We start from the raw sequence: 19,458 nt of genomic DNA, 5'->3' as shown, positions 1-19,458 counted from the left end.
CCGGGACTCGTCCGAGTCTGCCGGACTGTCGGTCTGTTCCGCGGGGTCGATCCGGATCGGCCCATGGCCCGGTCTTCTTCGGCCGGGTGACGGGATCACCGGCATGACAGGAAACGGCGACCTGAACCTCCGGCGGGCGCATCATGCGGACCCGATGAAGACATGGAGCTCTGAGGCGCAGCACACCTTCGCGGGCCCACCGCGAGCAGAGGAAAGGATCACGCGATGAACCTGATCGCGCAACTGGAGGCCGAGCAGATCGCCGAGCTCGGCAAGAACATTCCGGATTTCAAGGCGGGCGACACCGTGCGTGTCGGCTACAAGGTGACCGAAGGCAACCGCAGCCGGGTGCAGTACTACGAAGGCGTCTGCATCTCGCGCAAGGGCGGCAACGGCATCGGCGCTTCGTTCACCGTGCGCAAGATCTCCTTCGGCGAAGGCGTGGAGCGTGTGTTCCCGCTGTATTCGACGAACATCGATTCGATCGAGGTCGTCCGCCGTGGCCGCGTCCGCCGCGCCAAGCTGTACTACCTGCGTTCGCGCCGCGGCAAGTCGGCCCGGATCGCCGAGGACAGCAACTACAAAGAAAAAGCCGAATAAGGAGCCGGGGCCATGAAAAAGGGCATCCATCCCGATTATCACTTCATCGAGGTCAAGATGACCGACGGGACGACCTATCGGACCCGGTCGACCTGGGGCAAGGAAGGCGACACGCTGTCGCTGGAAATCGACCCGAACTCGCATCCCGCCTGGACCGGCGGCTCGGCCAAGCTGATGGACACCGGCGGCCGCGTGTCGAAGTTCAAGAGCAAATATTCCGGTCTTGGCTTCTGATCTCTTGCGCTTTCGAATGGAAGGCGCACAAATGCAAGCGGGGCGCGCCGGCGACGGCGCGCCTTTTGATTCCGGTCAACGGAACGAAACCTGGGGACGGAACGACGGGGACGGGACGTGGCGCATATCATCGTTGTGGGGAACGAAAAGGGCGGGTCGGGAAAATCGACGACCTGCATGCATGTAGCGACCGCTCTGGCGCGGATGGGGCATCGTGTGGGCGCGCTGGACCTGGATCTGCGCCAGCGCAGCTTTGGCCGCTACATCGAGAATCGCCGCGCCTATGCGCGGCGCAAGGGGCTGGATCTGCCGACACCCGAATATCGCGAACTGCCCGAGATCGATCCGGCAACACTGGCCGAGGGCGAGAACGTCATGGATCGCCGCCTGGCCGCCGCCATGGCCGAGATCGAGCCGAACAGCGATTTCATCATCATCGATTGCCCCGGTTCGCATACGCGGCTCAGCCAGATGGCGCATTCGCTGGCGGATACGCTGATCACGCCGATGAATGACAGCTTCATCGATTTCGACCTGCTGGCCCGGATCGATCCCGAGTCGGGTCGCGTTACCGGCCCCTCGATCTATTCGGAAATGGTGTGGAATGCCCGTCAGGCCCGCGCACGCGCGAACCTGCCGCCGATCGACTGGCTGGTCTTGCGCAACCGCCTGGGCAGCCAGCAGATGCACAACAAGCGCAAGGTCGGCGGCGCGCTGGTGCAATTGTCGAAACGAATCGGTTTCCGTGTCGCGCCGGGATTCTCGGAACGGGTTATCTTTCGCGAACTCTTTCCGCGCGGGCTGACCCTGCTTGACCTGCGCGATCTGGGGGTCGAACGGCTGAACCTGTCGAACATCGCGGCGCGTCAGGAGCTGCGCGACCTTATGGCCGAATTGAAACTGCCGGGCGTCACCGTGGATTTCTGACGGCGGGATGGCACGCCGTCACCCGCCGCGATCACGGCAAGTCATGGTCAGATGGGCCGGTGCCGACGCTGTGGACGAATGAACAGGGCCTGACGGCGGCGCATGGCGCGGCCCATTTCGGCCCCCAGGGTCTGCAGCCTGCATTCGAATGCGTCCTTGCGGGCGGCATGGCGGTCAAAGATCCGGCGGATGGCGGTGAAAAACATCTTCATGCTCCCCTCGACGCGTTTCTGTGCTCCCTATGGTTGTCACGGTGCCCCGGCCCCGTGGCGGAAAAGAGGCATTGAGGTGCAGGCTTCGGGGCTTCATCGCGAAAAATCCGGGGATTGATCACGCCCGCAGGCAAATGAAAGCGGGCGGCGCAGTTTCCCGCGCCGCCCGTTGACAATTGACACGAAACCTCAGCTTCGCAGCACGCGATAGAGGGCCGGAATGACCAGAACGGTCAACAGCGTGGACGAGGCAAGCCCGAAGAGCAGCGAAATCGCTAGCCCCTGGAAGATCGGGTCGAACAGGATCACCGCCGCGCCGATCATGGCCGCCAGCGCCGTCAGCAGGATCGGCTTGAACCGGATCGAGCCAGCCTCGATCAGCACCTCGGTCAGCGGCCGTCCCGGCGCCCTGGCATGACGGATGAAATCCACCAGCAGGATCGAGTTGCGAACGATGATCCCGGCCAGCGCGATGAAGCCGATCATCGACGTCGCCGAAAAGGGCGCACCAAAGGCCCAGTGGCCCAACAGAATGCCGATGAAGGTCAGTGGAACCGGCGTCAGGATCACCAGGGGCACCCGGAACGAGCCGAATTGCGCGACGACCAGGATATAGATACCCAGCAAGGCGACGCCAAAGGCCGCGCCCATGTCGCGGAACGTCACCCAGGTGACCTCCCACTCGCCGTCCCACAAAAGCGTTGGCTGACCTTCATCCTCGGGCTGGCCGTGAAGCCGGATCACCGGCTTGGGCAGATCTCCCCAATCCTGCGCGTCCAGAGCCTTCTGCACGGCGATCATGCCATAAAGCGGTGCCTCGAAGTCCCCGGCCAGTTCGGCCGTGACCATTTCGGCGGCACGTCCATTGTGGCGGAAGATCGGGAATGATGCGCGCTCCTCGCGCAATTCGACGACGTCGCCCAGTTCGACCACGCCGCGCGCACCCGGCAACACATTGGCCGGTATCGGCGTGGACAGAAAGGTTTCGTCCAGGCGCCGTTCGGATTTCGGCCGCTCGATGCGGATCGGGATCGGCTGGCGGCCACCACCGCGGTGCGAATAGCCCACCGTCGTGCCACCATTCAGCAGGGCAACCGTGTCGAACACGTCCGATTCCTGAACCTGGAAGAACTCCGCATTGTCGGTCGAAACCGTCAGCCGAAGCCGCCGCGCGGGATCGCCATAGGAATTGTCCACATCGACGATGAAGGGCACGGACCGGAACGCGGCCTCGACACGCTGGGCGACGGCGCGCCGGGTTTCGGCGTCAGGGCCATAGATCTCGGCCAGCAGCGTGGACAGGACCGGCGGGCCCGGAGGCGGCTCGACCGTCTTGAGCACGGTCCCTTCCGGAACGGGAATCGTGGCGATCCGGTTGCGGATTTCCAGCGCGATCTCGTGGCTGGTGCGGTCGCGTTCGGCCTTGGGCGCCAGGTTGATGGCAACCTCGCCCATTTCCGGGCTGCTGCGCAGGTAATAGTGGCGCACAAGACCGTTGAAGTTGAACGGCGCGGATGTCCCCGCATGGGTCTGGGCCGAGACGACCTCGGGCAGTTCCAGAACCGCACGGGCGACGGCCTGCGCCACCGCATCGGTTGCCTCGACCGAAGCCCCTTCGGGAAGGTCGATCATCACCGACAGTTCCGACTTGTTGTCGAAGGGCAGAAGCTTGACGGTCACGTGCCTGGTGTAGAACAGCGACAGCGACCCAAGCGTCAGCACCGTGACAACGGCAAGGAACAGCCAGCTACGCCCCTTTGATTTCAGCAATGGCGCGGCAACCCGCGCATAGGCGCGGCCAAGCGCGCCACCCGGATGGCCGCCATAGCTGTCATCGTGGGCATGTGCGGACATGTCGGCACGACCGGCCACCTTGACCATCAGCCATGGCGTGACCATCACCGCGACGAAGAACGAAAAGATCATCGCGGCCGAGGCATTCGCCGGAATCGGGCTCATATAGGGGCCCATCAGACCAGACACGAACAACATCGGCAGAAGCGCCGCAACAACGGTCAGCGTGGCGACGATCGTCGGGTTGCCAACCTCGGCCACGGCGTCGATCGCGGCCTGAATGCGGCTGCGCCCGTCGCGCATGGCCCAGTGACGCGCGATGTTCTCGATCACCACGATCGCATCATCAACCAGGATCCCGATCGAGAAGATCAGCGCGAACAGCGACACCCGGTTCAGCGTGTAGCCCATCAGCCAAGAGGCAAACAGCGTCAGCAGGATCGTGACCGGGATGACGATCGCCACGACGACCGCCTCGCGCCAACCGATTGCCGCCCAGACAAGCAAGACGATCGAAACCGTGGCCAGAGCGAGGTGGAACAACAGCTCATTGGCCTTTTCATTGGCGCTTTCGCCATAATCGCGCGTGACCTCGATCGCGACATCGTCGGGGATCAGCTTGCCTTCCAGCAGATGAACCCGGTGCAGGATTTCTTCGGCCACGGTAACAGCGTTCGCGCCCGCACGCTTGGCCACCGCAAGCGTGACGGCCGGGCGACGGGACAGCGCGTCGCCTTCGCGCGTGACTTGGGATACGCGGTGTTCCTCGGCGCCCCAGGTCAACGATACATCGGCCACATCGCGGACATAGACCGGGCGCCCGTCGCGCGTGGTCAGCAGCAGGTTACCGATCTCGGCTGGCGAGGGCAGCGTCTCACCCGCGACCAATTCAATCTGCTCTCCGTCATCGCGCAGGTCTCCCAAGGGAACGGCACGGTTGGCGCCCTGCACCTTGGCGGCAAGCTGCTGCAGCGTGACGCCATACAGCGCCAGGCGGCGCGGATCGGGCGCGATCCGGATCCGTTCTGCCGTCTCTCCCACGATGTAGGTCAGGCCGACATCGGGGATCTTCGCCACTTCGCTGCGCAATTCGCGGGCAATCCGTGTCAGGTCATTGGCCGAGATTCGATCGGCGGCTTCGGGCCGGGGCGACAGCGTCAGGGACAGGATCGCCACATCGTCGATCCCACGCGCGACGATCATGGGTTCGGGAATGCCGACAGGAATGCGATCCATGTTGGCGCGCAGCTTTTCGTGAACCCGCAGGATCGCCGCGTCCGACGACGTACCCACCAGGAACCGCGCCGTGACCATCACGACGTCATCCGCAGTCTGCGAATAGACGTGTTCGACCTCGTTGATGCCCTTGACGATCGTCTCCAGCGGCTCGGTGATCAGCTTGACGGCATCCTCGGCGCGCAACCCGTCGGCGCGCACGATGATGTCGACCATCGGGACCGAGATCTGGGGCTCTTCCTCGCGCGGCAGCGATACGAGCGCGACCATCCCGAAGACAAAGGCCGCAAGCAGCATCAGCGGCGATAGAGGCGACGTGATGAAGCCGCGCGTCAGGCGGCCCGCGATGCCAAGGGCGTGTTCATGTTCGCTCATGGCACAATGACCTCTTCACCAGGTTGCAGGCCGGTCAGGATCTCGACCAGATTCTGCCCGTCGCGGATCAGGCGTTCGCCGGGAATGACGGCCCGATCGACCTTGGCGCCGCCCTCGGCAACGGTCACGAAGTCGATCCCCGAGCGGGTGACGACGGCGCTTTCCGGCACCAGTATCGCCTGGCGGCTGCCCACCGGCAGCTGGACCAGGACGCGCGAATTCACGAAATCGGTGTCCAGCCCCTCGACCTCGACATCGGCCGTCACCCGTCCGCCATCGATCAGGGGATACAGCTTGACGATCTGGCCGGCCGCCTCACCTTCGGGAAGCGCGATCCGGATCGTGTCCCCTTCGGCCAGCGCCGGAGCGTGACGTTCGGGCACCGACAGGCGCAGGTAGAACCCGCCAACCCCGATCGTTGCAACCGGCTCTCCGGGCTGGATCACACCGCCACGCGTGACCGGCACCGTCAGGACACGCCCCGAGGCGGGAGCAAGCACCCTGCCCTCCTCGGCCTGCTGAACGGCGACGGCGCGCTGCGCCTCGGTCGAATCGATCTGGTTGCGCAGGACATCGACCGCGCTACGCAACTGATCCAGTCGCTGGACGGTCGCGACACCGCGTTCGACAAGCGTCTCGCCGCGGCGCAGTTCCGTTTCGGCCACGTCGAGCTGGGCGCGCAGCGCCTCGATCTGGGCATCCAGCGCGGCGATCTGAAAGTCGATCTTGTCGTCCTTTATGCGCGCGATCTGCTGGCCTTCGGCAACCGTATCGCCTTCGGCAACCGTCAGCTCGACGATCGTGCCACCGATACGGGCGCGGGCGGGGATCGTCTCTTTCGGCTCGATCCGGCCAAAGACCGACTTCCATTCCGTGATCACCTGCGGCGCCACGGTCATGCTGTCGGCCAGGGCGGGCGCCGCCAGCAAGAGCCCGAGGCCCAGCAAAGTCGCACGCATCATGTCGAATCTCCTTCTCAGAAAGCCGGGCCGGGACGGAAGCCCAGCTTGCGCAGCACGAAGGCCGCCGGACACAGGCCGGTGGACGCGGATTGCAACAGGTTCAGGCCGATGAAGACGGTGAACCAAACGAAAAGCGGCGACACCCAGACGGTCAGCACGACCGACAGAAGAACCATCAGACCGGCAAATGCCAGAATCGCTTTATCAAGGGTCATCGTAGCCTCCTTCTGCAGACATATTCGCACTTATGAATATTTAATCGCATTGCAAGACCCATGACCGGAAATCTGCATCAAGCCGCCCCAAGGTGCCTTTCACGCCACAGCGTCTTGGCCATTTCGGGAAGGAACAGCCCCGGCAGGGCCAAGGCCACGAGAATGGCCCAATCCCCCACGCCCAGCGCCCGGGCATGCAAAAGCGCCGAAAGCGGGGCCCAATGAAAGGCCATGGCCTGCACGGCCAGCGTGGCCAGTACGGCCACGACCAAGGCCGGGTTCGACAGCCAGCCAAGCCGCGTGCAAGGAACGGCCAGGGATCGGAAACCAAACACGCCCAGAACCTGGACCATTACGATGGCACCGAATGCCATGCCACGGGCATGTTCCAGGCCTTGCTGCAGACCAATCTGGAACGCCGCCATGCCGGCTGCAGCAACATACAGGCCGAACAGGACAAGGATCACGAATCCCTCGCGTCCGATCAGGGCCGCATCGCGCGGGCGGGGCTTTTGCCGCATCTGGCCGGGCTCGGCCCTTTCCGCGCCCAGCGCCAGGGCAACTGCGCCATCGGTCACAAGATTCATCCACAGGATCTGTGTCGCCAACAGCATCAGCGGCGCGCCGATCGCGAGATTTCCCATGATTGCAAGAACCTCGCCCAGATTGGCCGAAAACAGGTACAGGACAAACTTGCGCAGGTTCGCGAATTGACGGCGACCTTCCTCGATCGCGGCCACGATCGTGGCGAAGTTGTCGTCCAGCAGCACCAGATCCGCCGCTTCCCGGGCAACATCCGTTCCCCTCTGCCCCATCGCAATACCAATATCGGCCGCTTTCAGCGCCGGGGCGTCGTTCACCCCGTCGCCGGTCATTGCCACGACATGTCCCATCGCCTGCAGGACAGCGACGATCCGCATCTTCTGCTCGGGCGCCGTGCGGGCGAAAACCGGCTCCCCGCCCAGCGCAACGCGCAGCGCGGAATCGTCCATATTCTCGAGTTCGGCACCGGTAATGACCGGCTTGGCGCTCAGGCCCACGGCCCGCGCGATCGCACGGGCGGTATTTGGCGCATCCCCCGTGATCATCACGATGCCGATTCCCGCCCCGCGAGCCTCGGAAATGGCGGCAGGCACTTCCGGACGCGGTGGGTCGATCAGGCCGACAAGTCCCAGGAAAGTCAGGTTCTGCTCGGGGTCATCGGTCAGGCCCGGCAGATCGCGCTCGGCCAGGGCAAGAACGCGCAGACCCTGAGCAGCCATATCGTCATACTGGCGCGCAATGTCGTCCCGCGCATCCCGATCCATCGGCAGGACCCTGGCGCCGTGGCGCAGCCTGTCGCAGCGCGGAATGACGGATTCCGGCGCCCCCTTGGTCAGCAGCCTGCGCCCGGTCGCCACGCGGACAATGACGCTCATCATCTTGCGGTCGCTGTCGAAGGGAATTTCCAGCTCCCGCGGGCCGGGCGCGTCCGGAGCGACCCAACCCTTGTAGGCAAGGACGACCAGGGCGCCTTCGGTCGGCTCGCCGACCATTTGCCAATCGTCGCCCTGTCGCACCAGCCGCGCATTGTTGCAGCCGATCGCGGCCTCAAGAAGCGCGGCCAATCCCGGATCATCCGATGCGCGCACGCGCCGACCGGCGCGGGCGATATGTCCGGCGGGGTCATGGCCGCTTCCCGTGACCTCGTACAGCGCCTCGGGCGTGCGGATGATCCGCGCGGTCATGCGGTTTTCGGTCAGCGTTCCGGTCTTGTCGGTACAGATGACCGAGGCCGACCCCAGCGTCTCGACCGCCTGCAACCTGCGGACCAGCGCCTTGCGCCGCGCCATGGCCGATGCGCCCAAGGCAAGAGTCACGGTCACGACAGCAGGCAGCCCCTCGGGCACGGCGGCGACCGCCAAAGACAGCGCCGTGATCCCCATGACCGTCAGGGATTCGCCCCTCCAGAGCCCAAGCAGCACAACCGCGCATGCAACCATGACAGCAACCAGCCCGATCTGGCGCGCAAGTCGGGCAAGTCGCTGGCTCAGAACCGTGGAACGCCCCGCAACGGCCTGCGTCATACCCGCGATCTGGCCCAGCCGCGTCCGGGCGCCGGTGGCCTCGACCACGGCCTCGCCACGACCCGCGACCACCAGCGTTCCCATGAAGAGGTGCTCCTCTCCCGGGTCGAGCGACTTGTCGACAGCAACCGATTCTCCGGTCAGAACGCTTTCGTCGATGCGCAAACCAGAGGCCAGGATCAGACGCAGATCGGCCGGAACGCGATCTCCGGCCTCGACCAGCACCACGTCCCCGGGCACCAGATCGCGGGCTGGTACGACAGCTTCCTGACCGGCACGCCGCACCCGCGCCCGGGGCGCCAGCATGCCGCGCAGCGCGGCAATCGCCGTCTCGGCCCGCCATTCCTGCACGAAACCCAGAATGGCGTTCAGCCCGACGACCAGCAGGATCGCGGCCATGTCCACGATCTCGCCCAGCAATCCCGCAATCACGGCCGCGCCAAGCAGAAGCAGAACAAGCGGGCTTGCGAATTGCCGCGCCAGTACGCGGTGCGGAGCAACCGAAACGGTTTGGCCGATCTCGTTGGGCCCAAAGCGCGCAAGACGCCGACGCACCTCGTCCGGCTCAAGGCCGTCCCCCTGGCTCCGGGAATCAGGTCTCAATCGCTTGTCGTCTTGCATGCGTGCCGCCCCTTCCGAAGGGCACGATGACGCATGATCGGGAAGTCGGCCTTGATCGGTGTCAGACAGCTGCCACAAGGAAGCCGCGCAAAAACGGCCTGACGGCACATGATCGGGCACAGGAGGACAAACGAACCGCCTGTTCTGGCCAGCTTGCAAAATCAAGGGGGGAATGGCGCACCCGGGAAGATTCGAACTCCCGACCCCCAGATTCGTAGTCTGGTGCTCTATCCAGCTGAGCTACGGGTGCGTGCGGTGGCATTTAGCTTCACGCGCCGGGGGATGCAAGAGCCAATCTGCAGATTTTTTCGTCATCGCCCGCGCCGGCGTCAGCCGTCTCCCGCCCCCAGATCGCGCGGCAGGTGCAGAACGAACTCGGTGCCGCTTTCGTCACTGCGTGCCAGTTCCAGCCGCCCGCCATGGCCCCGGACCAGCTCGGCCGCGATCGCCAGCCCCAGGCCCGCGCCGCCCTTGCGCGAACCGGACTGGAACGGCTCGAACAGGTGCTCGCGCACGCGCATGGGCAGGCCGGGTCCGGTGTCCTGGATGCGGATCCACCAGCCTTCATCCTCTTCCCCCGCGCTGATCGTGATGGTTCCCGCGCGCCCGGTCGCCTCGATCGCCTGACGGGCGTTGCGCACCAGATTCGTCAGAACCCGATGCAACTGTTCGTGGTCGGCCCGAATCGACAGTGTCTTAGGCACATCGATGACGAATCTCACGTTCTGCCCCGCTGCCATCTGCTCGCTTTCCACCACTTCGGCGATCAATGGGGCAAGCAGGAACCGCGTCAGGCGGGGGGGCGGCTCTTCGGCCTTGCCAAAGGCCAGCGTGGATTCGCACAGGGTGACGGCACGGCTGATCGACGAGACGAGCTTTGGCGCGGCACGTTGAACGGCGGGGTCGGCGCTGGCCTCCATCCGGTCCGCGAAAAGCTGGGCGCTGGTCAGGATATTGCGCAGATCGTGGCTGATACGCGCCACCGCGCCGCCCAGCTGGGCCAGACGCTCGCGCTGTCGCAGCGCCGCGGTCAGCTGTTGCTGCAGGCTGCGCAAGGCTTCCTCGGCCTCGCGCACCTCAAGGATGTCGGATCTGGGCTCGATCACGCGACGGACGTCTTCCGGTGCTTCGGCATAGGCCGTCATGTGGGCGACGACGCGGCGGATGGGCGCGACCAGCAACCTGCGCACCGCAAGAAACAGCAGCGCCGCCGTCACGACCGAGATCAGGGCCGAGAGGGCAAGGATCCGCAGACCGTATTCGATCATCGCCGCGCGCAGGGGCGCGGTGCTCATCGTGATCTCGATCAGCAGCCCCGCCTCTCGGACCGGCGCGCCGATCACCCGAATGATCCGCTCCTGCGGGTCCAGAAGGCACGCGATCGCATCGCGAATCAATTCCCAGGCCGACGGGTCTCGCATGTCATATGTGCGATGGATCGGCGCGGGAATCGGCGATGACAGGACAAGCTGGCGAACCTCGTCACGCCGCAGCACGACGTTATAGACCTCGGCATTGGCCAGAAGCTCGCTTTCCAGCTGGGGATCGATCATCCCATCGGTGGCCAGCAGGGCCAGCGAGGCGATCTGCGCCCGCTCGAGCCGGGACATGATGTAATCCTGCCGGAACCGCGCGACCGAAGGCACGAAGATCATCACCTCGGCCAGCATCACGAACACCACCGTCAGCACAAGGAACCGGCCCGACAAGGTCCTGAAAAAGCTGACTCCAAACAGTTTCACACGGATACTCCCTGCCACCGCTGCCTCGTGCGCCTGCCCAAGATAGACATTCGCGCCGCCGGTTCAAACCGCGCCGCGACCGTGACATGCGCCATGCCCGGCAAAAAATGGCGCCGGTTGGTTGACTTGCGGCCCGCACGCGTCTAATAGCCGGGCTTCGAATAAGGACGGCCTTCGAATCCAAGGCAGGTTTCGGGCCGCAGTACCGGAGTTGATGCGATGAAGCGCACCTTTCAACCGTCGAACCTCGTGCGTGCCCGCCGGCACGGATTCCGTGCGCGCATGGCGACCAAGGCCGGCCGCAAGATCCTGAACGCTCGCCGCGCCCGGGGCCGCAAGCGTCTGTCGGCCTGATCCCGACCGCACACGTTACGGAATGACACCGCCGGAGGCACCCGTGCAAGGCCAGAATGGCCGGGGCACGGACATGCCCCCGGCGGTTTCCGTTCGCCTCGAGGTCATCAAGCGGCGTTCGGATTTCCTGAAGGCCGCGCGGGCCCAGCGCCGCGGGATGCCAGGTTTCCTGCTTCAGGCGCGACGGCGCGCATCGGACGAGCCTGACCCATCCGCGATCCGCGTGGGATTCACATGTTCGCGCAAGGTGGGAAACGCCGTCACCCGCAACCGCGCGAAACGCCGCCTTCGGGCCCTGGCGCGCGAGATCCTGCCCCAGCTTGGGCGCCCGGGCTGGGATTACGTCCTTGTCGGCCGCCCCGGTGCGACCGTCACGCGCGACTTCGCGGCCATGCGCGAGGACCTGATCCGGGCCCTGCGCCGCATTCATGAGTCCCCGCAATGAGCCCGCTTGCCCACCTGCTCGCCCTGCCCGTGCGCGCCTATCGCCTCATCCTCAGCCCCTGGGTCGGGCATGGCTGCCGGTACCAGCCGACCTGCTCGGCCTACGCGCTGGAGGCGCTGGAAAAACATGGCGCGATCCGTGGATCGTGGCTTGCCGCGCGGCGCATCCTGCGCTGCCATCCCTGGGGCGGATCGGGCCACGACCCGGTGCCGCCGCGCCCCGGCGCGACCCGGACCGATCATCGCTAACCCCCCGCGCTTGTGAGAGCGCCAAGTATCAGGTATCGCAGCCTCATGCTGGATGACGCCGAAGAGATCCACCCGCTGTTCCAGGGTGCGCCCACGACGACAGAGTTTCGCAAGCTCCGCAAGCGGATCGTGCGTCAGACGCGCGAGGCGATCGAAACCTATGGCATGGTCGAACCCGGCGCGCGCTGGCTGGTCTGTCTGTCTGGCGGCAAGGACAGCTACACGCTTCTGGCCATCCTGCACGAGCTGAAATGGCGCGGCCTGCTGCCGGTCGATCTGCTGGCCTGCAATCTGGACCAGGGTCAGCCCGGCTTTCCCGCTACCGTCCTGCCGGAATTCCTGTCGCGGATGGGCGTGCCGCATCGCATCGAATATGCCGACACCTATTCCATCGTGACCGAAAAGATCCCGCAGGGCCGGACCTATTGCAGCCTGTGTTCGCGCCTGCGTCGGGGCAACCTGTACCGCATTGCGCGCGAAGAGGGCTGCTCGGCGGTCGTGCTTGGCCACCATCGCGACGACATACTTGAAACCTTCTTCATGAACCTCTTCCACGGCGGGCGGCTGGCGACGATGCCGCCGAAACTGCTGAACGAAGATGGCGACTTGCTGGTCCTGCGACCATTGGCCTTTGTGGCCGAGGCCGATTGCGAACGCTTTGCCCGCGCGATGGATTACCCGATCATCCCCTGCGACCTGTGCGGCAGCCAGGAGGGCCTGCAGCGCCAGCAGGTCAAGCAGATCCTGGACCAGTGGGAGGCCCGCAGCCCGGGCCGCCGTCAGGTGATGTTCCGCGCGCTGATGAACGCGCGCCCTTCGCACCTTCTGGACCCCCGTCTGTTCGACTTTGCCGGGCTCACGCCACGCCCGGCTTGCGCGGACGATATGGGTGCAATTCAGCCCCCGCGCCTGCGCGACACGCTGGACTGACCCCTGCCCGCTTCGGCGGCGGGTTCCTCCCTGTTTCGGACTTGCGCCGACGCACGAAGCGTTGCCCCTTGCACTATGGGGCCGCCATGCCCCTCGGGGACAGAGCGCCGAAACACCCCCTGAAAGCGCGCCACCAGCCAGGGCCCAGGTCGCGAACGGGCCGCACGGCTACGCCACGCATCATTGGCCATCGGGGAAAAGCGCTTGACCTTTCGGTGCCCGTTCTGTTGAACCACCGTCATCTCGGACAGCGAGAATGGTGGCGCGATCATGGACGATCAGAACAAGAATCTCATCCTGGCGACGGTCTTGTCGTTTCTGGTGATCCTTTTGTGGTTCACCCTTTTCCCGCCACCCGAAACGGCGGTCGATCCGAATGCACCGGTTGCGGCGCAGACAGAGGGCGCAAGCACCCCGACGGTGCCGACGCTGGCCACCGATGCGCCAGCGACCCAGCCCGCCGCGGCTCAGACCGAACAGCCCGTGGCCGAGATCGCCCCGCGCGTCGAGATCGACACGCCGCGGCTGACCGGCTCGATCTCGTTGCGTGGCGGACGGATCGATGACCTGCTGCTGGACGACTACAAGGTGTCGCTGGACGAAGACGCGCCGAATGTCCGCCTGCTTGCCCCGGTTGGTTCGGGCGATCTGAACGCCGACAGGCCTTACTATGTCGTCCAGGGCTGGCTGCCCGTCGACGCCCCCGACATGGCCGTTCCAGACCCGCGCACACTCTGGTCGGTGGAATCCGGCGACAAGCTGACCCCCGCCAGCCCCGTGACCCTGGTCTGGGACAATGGTCAGGGCCTGATCTTCCGCCGCGTGATCTCGGTCGATGAGAATTACATGTTCACCATCACCCAGACGGTCGAAAACCGCGGCGACGTCACGGTCAGCCTGGCACCCTACAACATCGTCGCGCGCCACGGCATTCCCGACAGCCAGCGCATCTATGTCCTGCACGAAGGCGTCGTCGGACATGCCGATGGGAAGCTGACCGAAATCAAATACGACAAGATCCCCGATCTGGACGTGGATCCGCGCGAAGGCGGGCCAACCGAAAAGATCACGGTCAACGAAGAAGGCTGGATCGGCTTTACCGACAAATACTGGATGACGACGCTGATCCCCGAGCCGGGCCAGCCATTCACGGCCGTTGTCAAATATGTCCCCACCGCCGACATCTACCAGACCGAGGCCCGCCAGCCCCCGATGCAGATCGCGGCGGGCGAAACGGCCCGGACCTCGATGCGCATTTTTGCCGGCGCCAAGGAATGGGAGGTCATCAAGGCCTATCAGGACAATCTGGGTATTGCCGGCTTCGAGGACTCGATCGACTGGGGCTGGTTCTTCTTCCTGACCAAGCCGATCTTCCGCTTGCTGCACTGGCTGCATGCCACGATCGGCAACATGGGCTGGGCGATCATCGCGCTGACCTTCATCATCAAGGCGCTGCTGTTCCCGCTGGCACGGAAATCCTACGTGTCCATGGCAAAGATGAAGGAACTCCAGCCCGAGATGGAGAAGCTGAAGGAAGCAGCCGGCGACGACCGCCAGAAGCTTCAGCAGGGCATCATGGAGCTGTATCGCAAGCACAAGGTCAACCCGGCCTCGGGCTGCTTGCCGATCCTGTTGCAGATCCCGATCTTCTTCTCGCTGTACAAGGTCATCTACGTCACGATCGAACTGTATCACGCGCCGTGGATCGGCTGGATCAAGGACCTGTCCGCGCCTGATCCCAGCTCGATCCTGAACCTGTTCGGCCTGCTGCCATGGGGTACGCCCGAACCGGGGTCGATCCTGTTCATCTTCTCGCTTGGCATCCTGCCAATCCTTCTGGGCATCAGCATGTGGCTGCAGCAAAAGCTGAACCCGGCGCCCACCGACCCCGCGCAGCAGATGATCTTTGCCTGGATGCCATGGGTGTTCATGTTCATGCTGGGCGGTTTTGCGTCCGGGCTGGTCCTGTACTGGATCACGAACAACGTGATCACCTTTATCCAGCAATACGCGATCATGACCATGCACGGGAAACGGCCTGATCTGTTTGGCAATATCCGCAGTGGGCGGTCGCGCGGCAAACCGGCATCGAAATGACGGCGGTCCTTGCCGAGATCCATCGCTACCCGCTCAAGTCCCATGGACGCGAGGCATTGCCTCGCGTCCAGCTGCTGCAGGGACAGGCCATGCCCTGGGACCGTCGATGGGCCGTCGCGCACGAAGCCGCGCGGCTGCGGCCGGGGGAATGGGCCGCCTGTTCGAACTTCTCGCGCGGGGCCAAGGCCCCCGCGCTCATGGCCATCGAGGCAAGCCTGGACGAACCACGCGGCCAGCTGACCCTGACCCATCCCGAACGGCCCGCCATCACCTTCGCCCCCGAGGATGAACGCGATGTTGCCCGTTTCATCGACTGGGTTCTTCCGCTCTGTCCGGCGGACCGGGCAAGGCCAGTCGGGGTGCATGCCCTGCCCGGAAGAGGCGTGACGGATACCGATTACCCTTCTGTCTCGATCATTTCGCTGGCATCCAATCGGGCCCTGGGCGATCACTTTGGGGCCGAGATCTCGCCGCTGCGCTGGCGCGCCAATCTGTGGCTGGACGCGCCCACGCCCTGGGCCGAGCGCGACTGGATCGGGCGCCACCTCCGCATCGGGGATGCCGTGCTGCAGATCGTCGAGCCGATCGTGCGTTGTCTGGCGACGGCTGCCAATCCGCACACCGGGCAGCGCGATCTGGACACGCTGGGCGGGCTGAAGGCATTGCATGGCGAAGCCGTTTTCGGCCTTTATGCCAAGGTGATCGAAAGCGGCGAAATCCGCGTCCGAGACAAGGTCGAGATACTGGCATGACCATTCCCTTTCCCGTTGCCCCCGAGCCGGACGATCTGGCGCGTGAGCGCGGACGCCTTCTGTTCGCGGGGCCCGTCGAGTTCCTGAAAGGCGTGGTCGCGATGGACGGCCTGCCACCGGCCGATCGTGTCGAGGTGTGTTTCGCCGGCCGGTCGAATGTCGGGAAATCAAGTCTCATCAACGCGCTGACCGGACGGAAATCGCTTGCGCGGGCATCGAATACGCCCGGACGCACGCAAGAGATCAACTATTTCACTGCCGGCGACAGTCACTATATCGTCGACCTTCCCGGCTATGGCTATGCCGAGGCGCCGCCCGCCGTCGTTGCGCGCTGGCAGGCGCTCTTGCGCGCCTATCTGGCCGGGCGCCAGACGCTGCGGCGAGCCTTCGTGCTGATCGACATGCGCCACGGGATCAAGAAGGCGGACGAAGAGATCCTGTCCCTTCTGGACAAGTCGGCCGTCACGTTCCAGATCGTGATGACCAAGGCCGACAAGGTGAAGGCCGCCGATCAGGCCCGGATCCTGGAGCAGGTTCGCGTCGCATTGCAGAAGCACCCCGCCGCCTATCCCGAGATCGTCGTGACCTCGTCCGAGAAGGGAATCGGCATCCCCACTTTGCGCGCGATCATCGCCGGAATGGCCTGAAGGCCCTTTCCAGCGCGGGCGGTAGCGGTTACGACTGTGCTCCAGCCATCAATCCCTGGTCCGCACATGAGAACCCAAGACATGAATCGTGACTGGATTGCCACCGCCAAGACCCTGTCCGAGGCCCTGCCCTATCTGCAACGCTATGCCGGCGCCATTGTCGTCGTGAAGTTCGGCGGAAACGCCATGGGTGATGAAAAGGCCATGGCGGAATTTGCGCGCGACATCGTGCTGATGCGACAGGTTGGTGTGAACCCGGTCGTCGTCCATGGCGGCGGCCCGATGATCAACGACCTTCTGAAACGGCTGGGAATCAAGTCGGAATTCCTGAACGGCAAGCGCATCACAGACAAGGCGACCGTCGAGGTTGTCGAGATGGTGCTGACCGGGCTGGTGAACAAGCGGATCGTTCAGGCGATCATGGATGAAGGCGGCCGCGCGGTGGGTCTGTCCGGGAAGGATGACGACCTGATGGTCTGCGTCGCCGATGATCCCGATCTTGGCTTCGTCGGCCGGCCGGTCGAAATGAACGTGCAGGTCCTGCGTGACCTGTTCGCAGCCGGCATCATCCCCGTCGTTGCCCCGGTCGCCACGGGGATGAACGCCAACGAAACCTACAACGTCAATGGTGACACGGCCGCCGGCGCCATAGCCGCGGCGCTGAAAGCCGACCGACTTCTGCTGTTGACCGACGTGCCCGGCGTCAAGAACAAGGATGGAGAGGTCGTCACCCAGCTCAGCCCCGAGGAAGTGCGTGCGATGATCGCGGATGGCACCATATCGGGCGGAATGATCCCCAAGGTGGAAACCGCGCTGCAGGCGGTCGAAAATGGCGTTCGCGCCGCCGTGATACTGGATGGCCGGCAGCCGAATGCCTGCCTGCTGGAGCTGTTCACGGATCATGGCGCGGGATCGATCATTCGCTCCAGCCCGCCGCGGGTCAGGCCGCGCGACCAATAGTGCAATGGCGATCCTCGCCTCGCTGGCCGCGCGAGCAGCGCATCACGCGCTGGAGGTCTTTGGCGCCTTCAACCCCGGCCCGGACGACGATCTTCCCGACATCGGCACCCTTGTCCTTCTGGGGCCGCGCGAGCCGGGCTTCTGGGCGCATCTGAAGGCGCAGCCGGAATGGCTGGACGGCCAGCCCGATCCCATCGACCGCTGGTCGGCACGCGCCCTGCGAGAACTTGCCGAGCCGCTGGAAGCGCGCATCTTTCTGCCATTCGGCGGGCCACCAAGGCATCCGTTCTATCGCTGGGCATTGCGCAGCGGTCGGGCCTGGGCATCGCCGGTGCAGCTTCTGGTACACGACCGCGCAGGGTTGATGGTGTCTTATCGCGGCGCGCTTGGCCTGCGTGAGAAGCTGGAGCTGCCGGCGCCGTCTTGTGCCCATCCCTGCGCCGCCTGCCCGGACAAGCCCTGTCTGACGGCCTGCCCGGTCGGCGCGCTGAACGATCACGGCTATGACCTTTCCGAATGCCACGCATTACTTGACCAGCCCGCGGGCGAAGGCTGCATGAACCTTGGTTGCGCCACACGCAGGGCTTGCCCGCTATCGGCTGCCTATGGCAGGCTGCCCGAACAATCCGCCTATCACATGAGGCTCTTTCATCCATGATGCCCCCCGGCCAGAAACGCCTCATCCTCACGCGACACGCAAAATCCTCGTGGGACGATCCCGCCACCGCGGACTTCGATCGTCCCCTGAATACACGTGGGCGCATCGCGGCTCTTGAACTTGGCGAATGGCTGGACTCGCGCGGCTACGAGCCGGATGAGGTTCTTTGCTCGGCTGCGCGGCGAACGCGTGAGACCTGGGCGCATGTCATGGCTGCCCCGCTGCAGATCATGCCCACGATTCGCTTCATGCAGGAACTCTACATGGCCGGGCCCGAACAGATGCTGGCCGCCCTGCGGTCTGCGACAGGCGACAGCGTGATGCTGATCGGGCACAATCCCGGTATTGCCGAGCTTGCCGGCCTTCTGCCCGCAACCCCGCCCGCGCACCCCGATTTTCGCCGCTATCCGACCGCCGCGACGCTGGTTGTCGATTTCCTGATCGATGACTGGAACGACGTCGCACCGGGTGCGGGCGCTGCGCGGGATTTCTTCGTTCCCGCGAACCGGGGCTGAACGTTCGCCTTCGGACAAAAAGAAAACAAAGGAAAAAGGCGGCCCCGTGAACCCCGGGGCCGCTCGCTTGTTTCAGTGACCCAGAATCTGGCTCAGGAACAGCTTCGTCCGATCGCTTTGCGGATTGTTGAAGAATTCCTTCGGCTCGTTCTGCTCGACGATCTGGCCCTGGTCCATGAAGACGACGCGGTTCGCCACGGCCTGGGCAAAGCCCATCTCGTGGGTCACGCACAGCATCGTCATGCCCTCTTCGGCCAGCTCGATCATGGTGTCCAGGACTTCCTTGATCATCTCGGGGTCCAGAGCCGAGGTCGGCTCGTCGAACAGCATGATGCGGGGCTTCATGCACAGCGCGCGGGCAATTGCGACCCGCTGCTGCTGCCCGCCCGAGAGCTGCCCCGGATACTTGTGCGCCTGTTCGGGAATCTTGACCTTCTCGAGGAAGTGCATTGCGATTTCCTCGGCCTCTTTCTTGGGGATCTTGCGAACCCAGATCGGGGCCAGGGTGCAGTTTTCCAGGATGGTCAGATGCGGGAACAGGTTGAAGTGCTGGAACACCATCCCGACCTCGGATCGCACCTTGTCGATGTTCTTCAGGTCCGAGGTCAGTTCGATTCCGTCGACGATGATCTGGCCCTGCTGGTGTTCCTCCAGCCGGTTGATGCAGCGGATCAGCGTGGACTTGCCCGAACCGGACGGGCCGCAGATGACGATCCGTTCACCGCGATAGACGGTCATGTTGATGTCGCGCAGCACGTGGAACGCGCCATACCACTTGTTCATGTTGGTGATCTGGATCGCGACCTCGTCGCTGACCGTCATGTGGCTGCGGTCGATTTCGCGCGTGATGGCGTGAGGATCCGACATG

The 19,458-nt window shown here is 64.6% G+C and carries 20 protein-coding genes and 1 tRNA gene; 13 read left to right on the top strand and 8 right to left on the bottom strand.

Annotated features, from left to right (window positions below; genetic code table 11):
* Positions 1 to 225: 225 nt before the first annotated feature.
* From rplS to LV82_RS08850, 3 genes are all read left to right on the top strand, one after another.
* Positions 226 to 600, top strand: coding sequence for a 50S ribosomal protein L19 (gene rplS / locus LV82_RS08860; protein WP_104070937.1), 375 nt, complete (start codon positions 226 to 228; stop codon positions 598 to 600).
* A gap of 12 nt (positions 601 to 612) precedes the next feature.
* Complete coding sequence (rpmE, locus tag LV82_RS08855) at positions 613 to 834, top strand: 50S ribosomal protein L31 (protein ID WP_104070936.1); 222 nt, start codon at positions 613 to 615, stop codon at positions 832 to 834.
* A 117-nt stretch (positions 835 to 951) separates the two neighbouring features.
* Positions 952 to 1,761 (top strand): division plane positioning ATPase MipZ, encoded by an 810-nt coding sequence (locus LV82_RS08850; RefSeq protein WP_104070934.1) that lies wholly within the window; start codon positions 952 to 954, stop codon positions 1,759 to 1,761.
* Positions 1,762 to 1,808: 47 nt separating this feature from the next.
* On the opposite strand, the gene LV82_RS14915 is transcribed toward LV82_RS08850, so the two are convergent.
* From LV82_RS14915 to LV82_RS08820, 7 genes are all read right to left on the bottom strand, one after another.
* Positions 1,809 to 1,967 (bottom strand): hypothetical protein, encoded by a 159-nt coding sequence (locus LV82_RS14915; protein WP_170063391.1) that lies wholly within the window; start codon positions 1,965 to 1,967, stop codon positions 1,809 to 1,811.
* A gap of 195 nt (positions 1,968 to 2,162) precedes the next feature.
* Positions 2,163 to 5,378 carry an efflux RND transporter permease subunit gene (locus LV82_RS08845; protein WP_104070933.1) on the bottom strand — a complete coding sequence of 1,072 codons (3,216 nt, stop codon included), beginning with the start codon at positions 5,376 to 5,378 and terminating at the stop codon, positions 2,163 to 2,165.
* Positions 5,375 to 6,340, bottom strand: coding sequence for an efflux RND transporter periplasmic adaptor subunit (locus tag LV82_RS08840; RefSeq protein ID WP_342750182.1), 966 nt, complete (start codon positions 6,338 to 6,340; stop codon positions 5,375 to 5,377). Before LV82_RS08840 ends, LV82_RS08845 begins: the two co-directional genes overlap by 4 nt.
* Before the next feature lie 14 nt (positions 6,341 to 6,354).
* Entirely contained in the window at positions 6,355 to 6,555 is a 201-nt protein-coding gene (locus tag LV82_RS08835) for a YgaP family membrane protein (protein WP_104070931.1), read from the bottom strand.
* A gap of 77 nt (positions 6,556 to 6,632) precedes the next feature.
* A complete protein-coding gene (locus tag LV82_RS08830) occupies positions 6,633 to 9,242 on the bottom strand; it encodes a cation-translocating P-type ATPase (protein WP_104070930.1) in 2,610 nt (869 codons plus the stop codon).
* A 173-nt stretch (positions 9,243 to 9,415) separates the two neighbouring features.
* Positions 9,416 to 9,492, bottom strand: a tRNA-Arg gene (locus LV82_RS08825).
* A 79-nt stretch (positions 9,493 to 9,571) separates the two neighbouring features.
* A complete protein-coding gene (locus LV82_RS08820) occupies positions 9,572 to 10,912 on the bottom strand; it encodes a sensor histidine kinase (protein WP_104071235.1) in 1,341 nt (446 codons plus the stop codon).
* A 291-nt stretch (positions 10,913 to 11,203) separates the two neighbouring features.
* On the opposite strand from LV82_RS08820, the gene rpmH reads away from it, so the two are divergent.
* The 10 genes from rpmH (at position 11,204) to LV82_RS08770 (ending at position 18,590) form a co-directional block, all read left to right on the top strand.
* A complete protein-coding gene (rpmH, locus tag LV82_RS08815; RefSeq protein ID WP_104070929.1) occupies positions 11,204 to 11,338 on the top strand; it encodes a 50S ribosomal protein L34 in 135 nt (44 codons plus the stop codon).
* 22 nt (positions 11,339 to 11,360) lie between these two features.
* Positions 11,361 to 11,783: a ribonuclease P protein component gene (rnpA, locus tag LV82_RS08810; RefSeq protein ID WP_104070927.1), complete on the top strand. Its 423-nt coding sequence runs from the start codon at positions 11,361 to 11,363 to the stop codon at positions 11,781 to 11,783.
* Positions 11,780 to 12,031: a membrane protein insertion efficiency factor YidD gene (yidD, locus tag LV82_RS08805; RefSeq protein WP_104070926.1), complete on the top strand. Its 252-nt coding sequence runs from the start codon at positions 11,780 to 11,782 to the stop codon at positions 12,029 to 12,031. Before rnpA ends, yidD begins: the two co-directional genes overlap by 4 nt.
* A gap of 45 nt (positions 12,032 to 12,076) precedes the next feature.
* Positions 12,077 to 12,961: a tRNA 2-thiocytidine(32) synthetase TtcA gene (gene ttcA, locus LV82_RS08800; RefSeq protein ID WP_104070924.1), complete on the top strand. Its 885-nt coding sequence runs from the start codon at positions 12,077 to 12,079 to the stop codon at positions 12,959 to 12,961.
* Between the two features lie 270 nt (positions 12,962 to 13,231).
* A complete protein-coding gene (gene yidC / locus LV82_RS08795; RefSeq protein WP_104070923.1) occupies positions 13,232 to 15,058 on the top strand; it encodes a membrane protein insertase YidC in 1,827 nt (608 codons plus the stop codon).
* Positions 15,055 to 15,810: an MOSC domain-containing protein gene (locus LV82_RS08790; protein ID WP_104070921.1), complete on the top strand. Its 756-nt coding sequence runs from the start codon at positions 15,055 to 15,057 to the stop codon at positions 15,808 to 15,810. The genes yidC and LV82_RS08790 overlap by 4 nt, the downstream gene beginning before the upstream one ends.
* Entirely contained in the window at positions 15,807 to 16,457 is a 651-nt protein-coding gene (yihA, locus tag LV82_RS08785) for a ribosome biogenesis GTP-binding protein YihA/YsxC (RefSeq protein WP_104070920.1), read from the top strand. The genes LV82_RS08790 and yihA overlap by 4 nt, the downstream gene beginning before the upstream one ends.
* A gap of 81 nt (positions 16,458 to 16,538) precedes the next feature.
* Positions 16,539 to 17,417 (top strand): acetylglutamate kinase, encoded by an 879-nt coding sequence (gene argB / locus LV82_RS08780; protein WP_170063390.1) that lies wholly within the window; start codon positions 16,539 to 16,541, stop codon positions 17,415 to 17,417.
* Between the two features lie 10 nt (positions 17,418 to 17,427).
* Positions 17,428 to 18,075, top strand: coding sequence for a ferredoxin (locus LV82_RS08775; protein ID WP_425427745.1), 648 nt, complete (start codon positions 17,428 to 17,430; stop codon positions 18,073 to 18,075).
* A complete protein-coding gene (locus tag LV82_RS08770) occupies positions 18,072 to 18,590 on the top strand; it encodes a SixA phosphatase family protein (protein WP_104070916.1) in 519 nt (172 codons plus the stop codon). Before LV82_RS08775 ends, LV82_RS08770 begins: the two co-directional genes overlap by 4 nt.
* A 72-nt stretch (positions 18,591 to 18,662) precedes the next feature.
* On the opposite strand, the gene LV82_RS08765 is transcribed toward LV82_RS08770, so the two are convergent.
* Positions 18,663 to 19,457, bottom strand: a complete 795-nt coding sequence (locus LV82_RS08765) for an amino acid ABC transporter ATP-binding protein (RefSeq protein WP_104070914.1) — start codon at positions 19,455 to 19,457, stop codon at positions 18,663 to 18,665.
* Position 19,458 lies beyond the last annotated feature (1 nt).

The sequence above is a fragment of the Albidovulum inexpectatum genome, assembly GCF_002927635.1.
Classification (GTDB): domain Bacteria; phylum Pseudomonadota; class Alphaproteobacteria; order Rhodobacterales; family Rhodobacteraceae; genus Albidovulum; species Albidovulum inexpectatum.
The sequence above is the reverse complement of the archived record's forward strand: the minus strand, read 5'-3'. Positions and strand labels throughout refer to the sequence as shown.

What these genes read in the sequence shown, in the direction of transcription:
- rplS (WP_104070937.1), top strand. Translation starts at nt 226, where the DNA reads ATGAACCTGATCGCGCAACTGGAGGCCGAGCAGATCGCCGAGCTCGGC.
- rpmE (WP_104070936.1), top strand. Translation starts at nt 613, where the DNA reads ATGAAAAAGGGCATCCATCCCGATTATCACTTCATCGAGGTCAAGATG.
- LV82_RS14915 (WP_170063391.1), bottom strand. Translation starts at nt 1,967, where the DNA reads ATGTTTTTCACCGCCATCCGCCGGATCTTTGACCGCCATGCCGCCCGC.
- LV82_RS08845 (WP_104070933.1), bottom strand. Translation starts at nt 5,378, where the DNA reads ATGAGCGAACATGAACACGCCCTTGGCATCGCGGGCCGCCTGACGCGC.
- LV82_RS08840 (WP_342750182.1), bottom strand. Translation starts at nt 6,340, where the DNA reads ATGATGCGTGCGACTTTGCTGGGCCTCGGGCTCTTGCTGGCGGCGCCC.
- LV82_RS08835 (WP_104070931.1), bottom strand. Translation starts at nt 6,555, where the DNA reads ATGACCCTTGATAAAGCGATTCTGGCATTTGCCGGTCTGATGGTTCTT.
- LV82_RS08830 (WP_104070930.1), bottom strand. Translation starts at nt 9,242, where the DNA reads ATGCAAGACGACAAGCGATTGAGACCTGATTCCCGGAGCCAGGGGGAC.
- LV82_RS08820 (WP_104071235.1), bottom strand. Translation starts at nt 10,912, where the DNA reads ATGCTGGCCGAGGTGATGATCTTCGTGCCTTCGGTCGCGCGGTTCCGG.
- rpmH (WP_104070929.1), top strand. Translation starts at nt 11,204, where the DNA reads ATGAAGCGCACCTTTCAACCGTCGAACCTCGTGCGTGCCCGCCGGCAC.
- rnpA (WP_104070927.1), top strand. Translation starts at nt 11,361, where the DNA reads ATGACACCGCCGGAGGCACCCGTGCAAGGCCAGAATGGCCGGGGCACG.
- yidD (WP_104070926.1), top strand. Translation starts at nt 11,780, where the DNA reads ATGAGCCCGCTTGCCCACCTGCTCGCCCTGCCCGTGCGCGCCTATCGC.
- ttcA (WP_104070924.1), top strand. Translation starts at nt 12,077, where the DNA reads ATGCTGGATGACGCCGAAGAGATCCACCCGCTGTTCCAGGGTGCGCCC.
- yidC (WP_104070923.1), top strand. Translation starts at nt 13,232, where the DNA reads ATGGACGATCAGAACAAGAATCTCATCCTGGCGACGGTCTTGTCGTTT.
- LV82_RS08790 (WP_104070921.1), top strand. Translation starts at nt 15,055, where the DNA reads ATGACGGCGGTCCTTGCCGAGATCCATCGCTACCCGCTCAAGTCCCAT.
- yihA (WP_104070920.1), top strand. Translation starts at nt 15,807, where the DNA reads ATGACCATTCCCTTTCCCGTTGCCCCCGAGCCGGACGATCTGGCGCGT.
- argB (WP_170063390.1), top strand. Translation starts at nt 16,539, where the DNA reads ATGAATCGTGACTGGATTGCCACCGCCAAGACCCTGTCCGAGGCCCTG.
- LV82_RS08770 (WP_104070916.1), top strand. Translation starts at nt 18,072, where the DNA reads ATGATGCCCCCCGGCCAGAAACGCCTCATCCTCACGCGACACGCAAAA.
- LV82_RS08765 (WP_104070914.1), bottom strand. Translation starts at nt 19,457, where the DNA reads ATGTCGGATCCTCACGCCATCACGCGCGAAATCGACCGCAGCCACATG.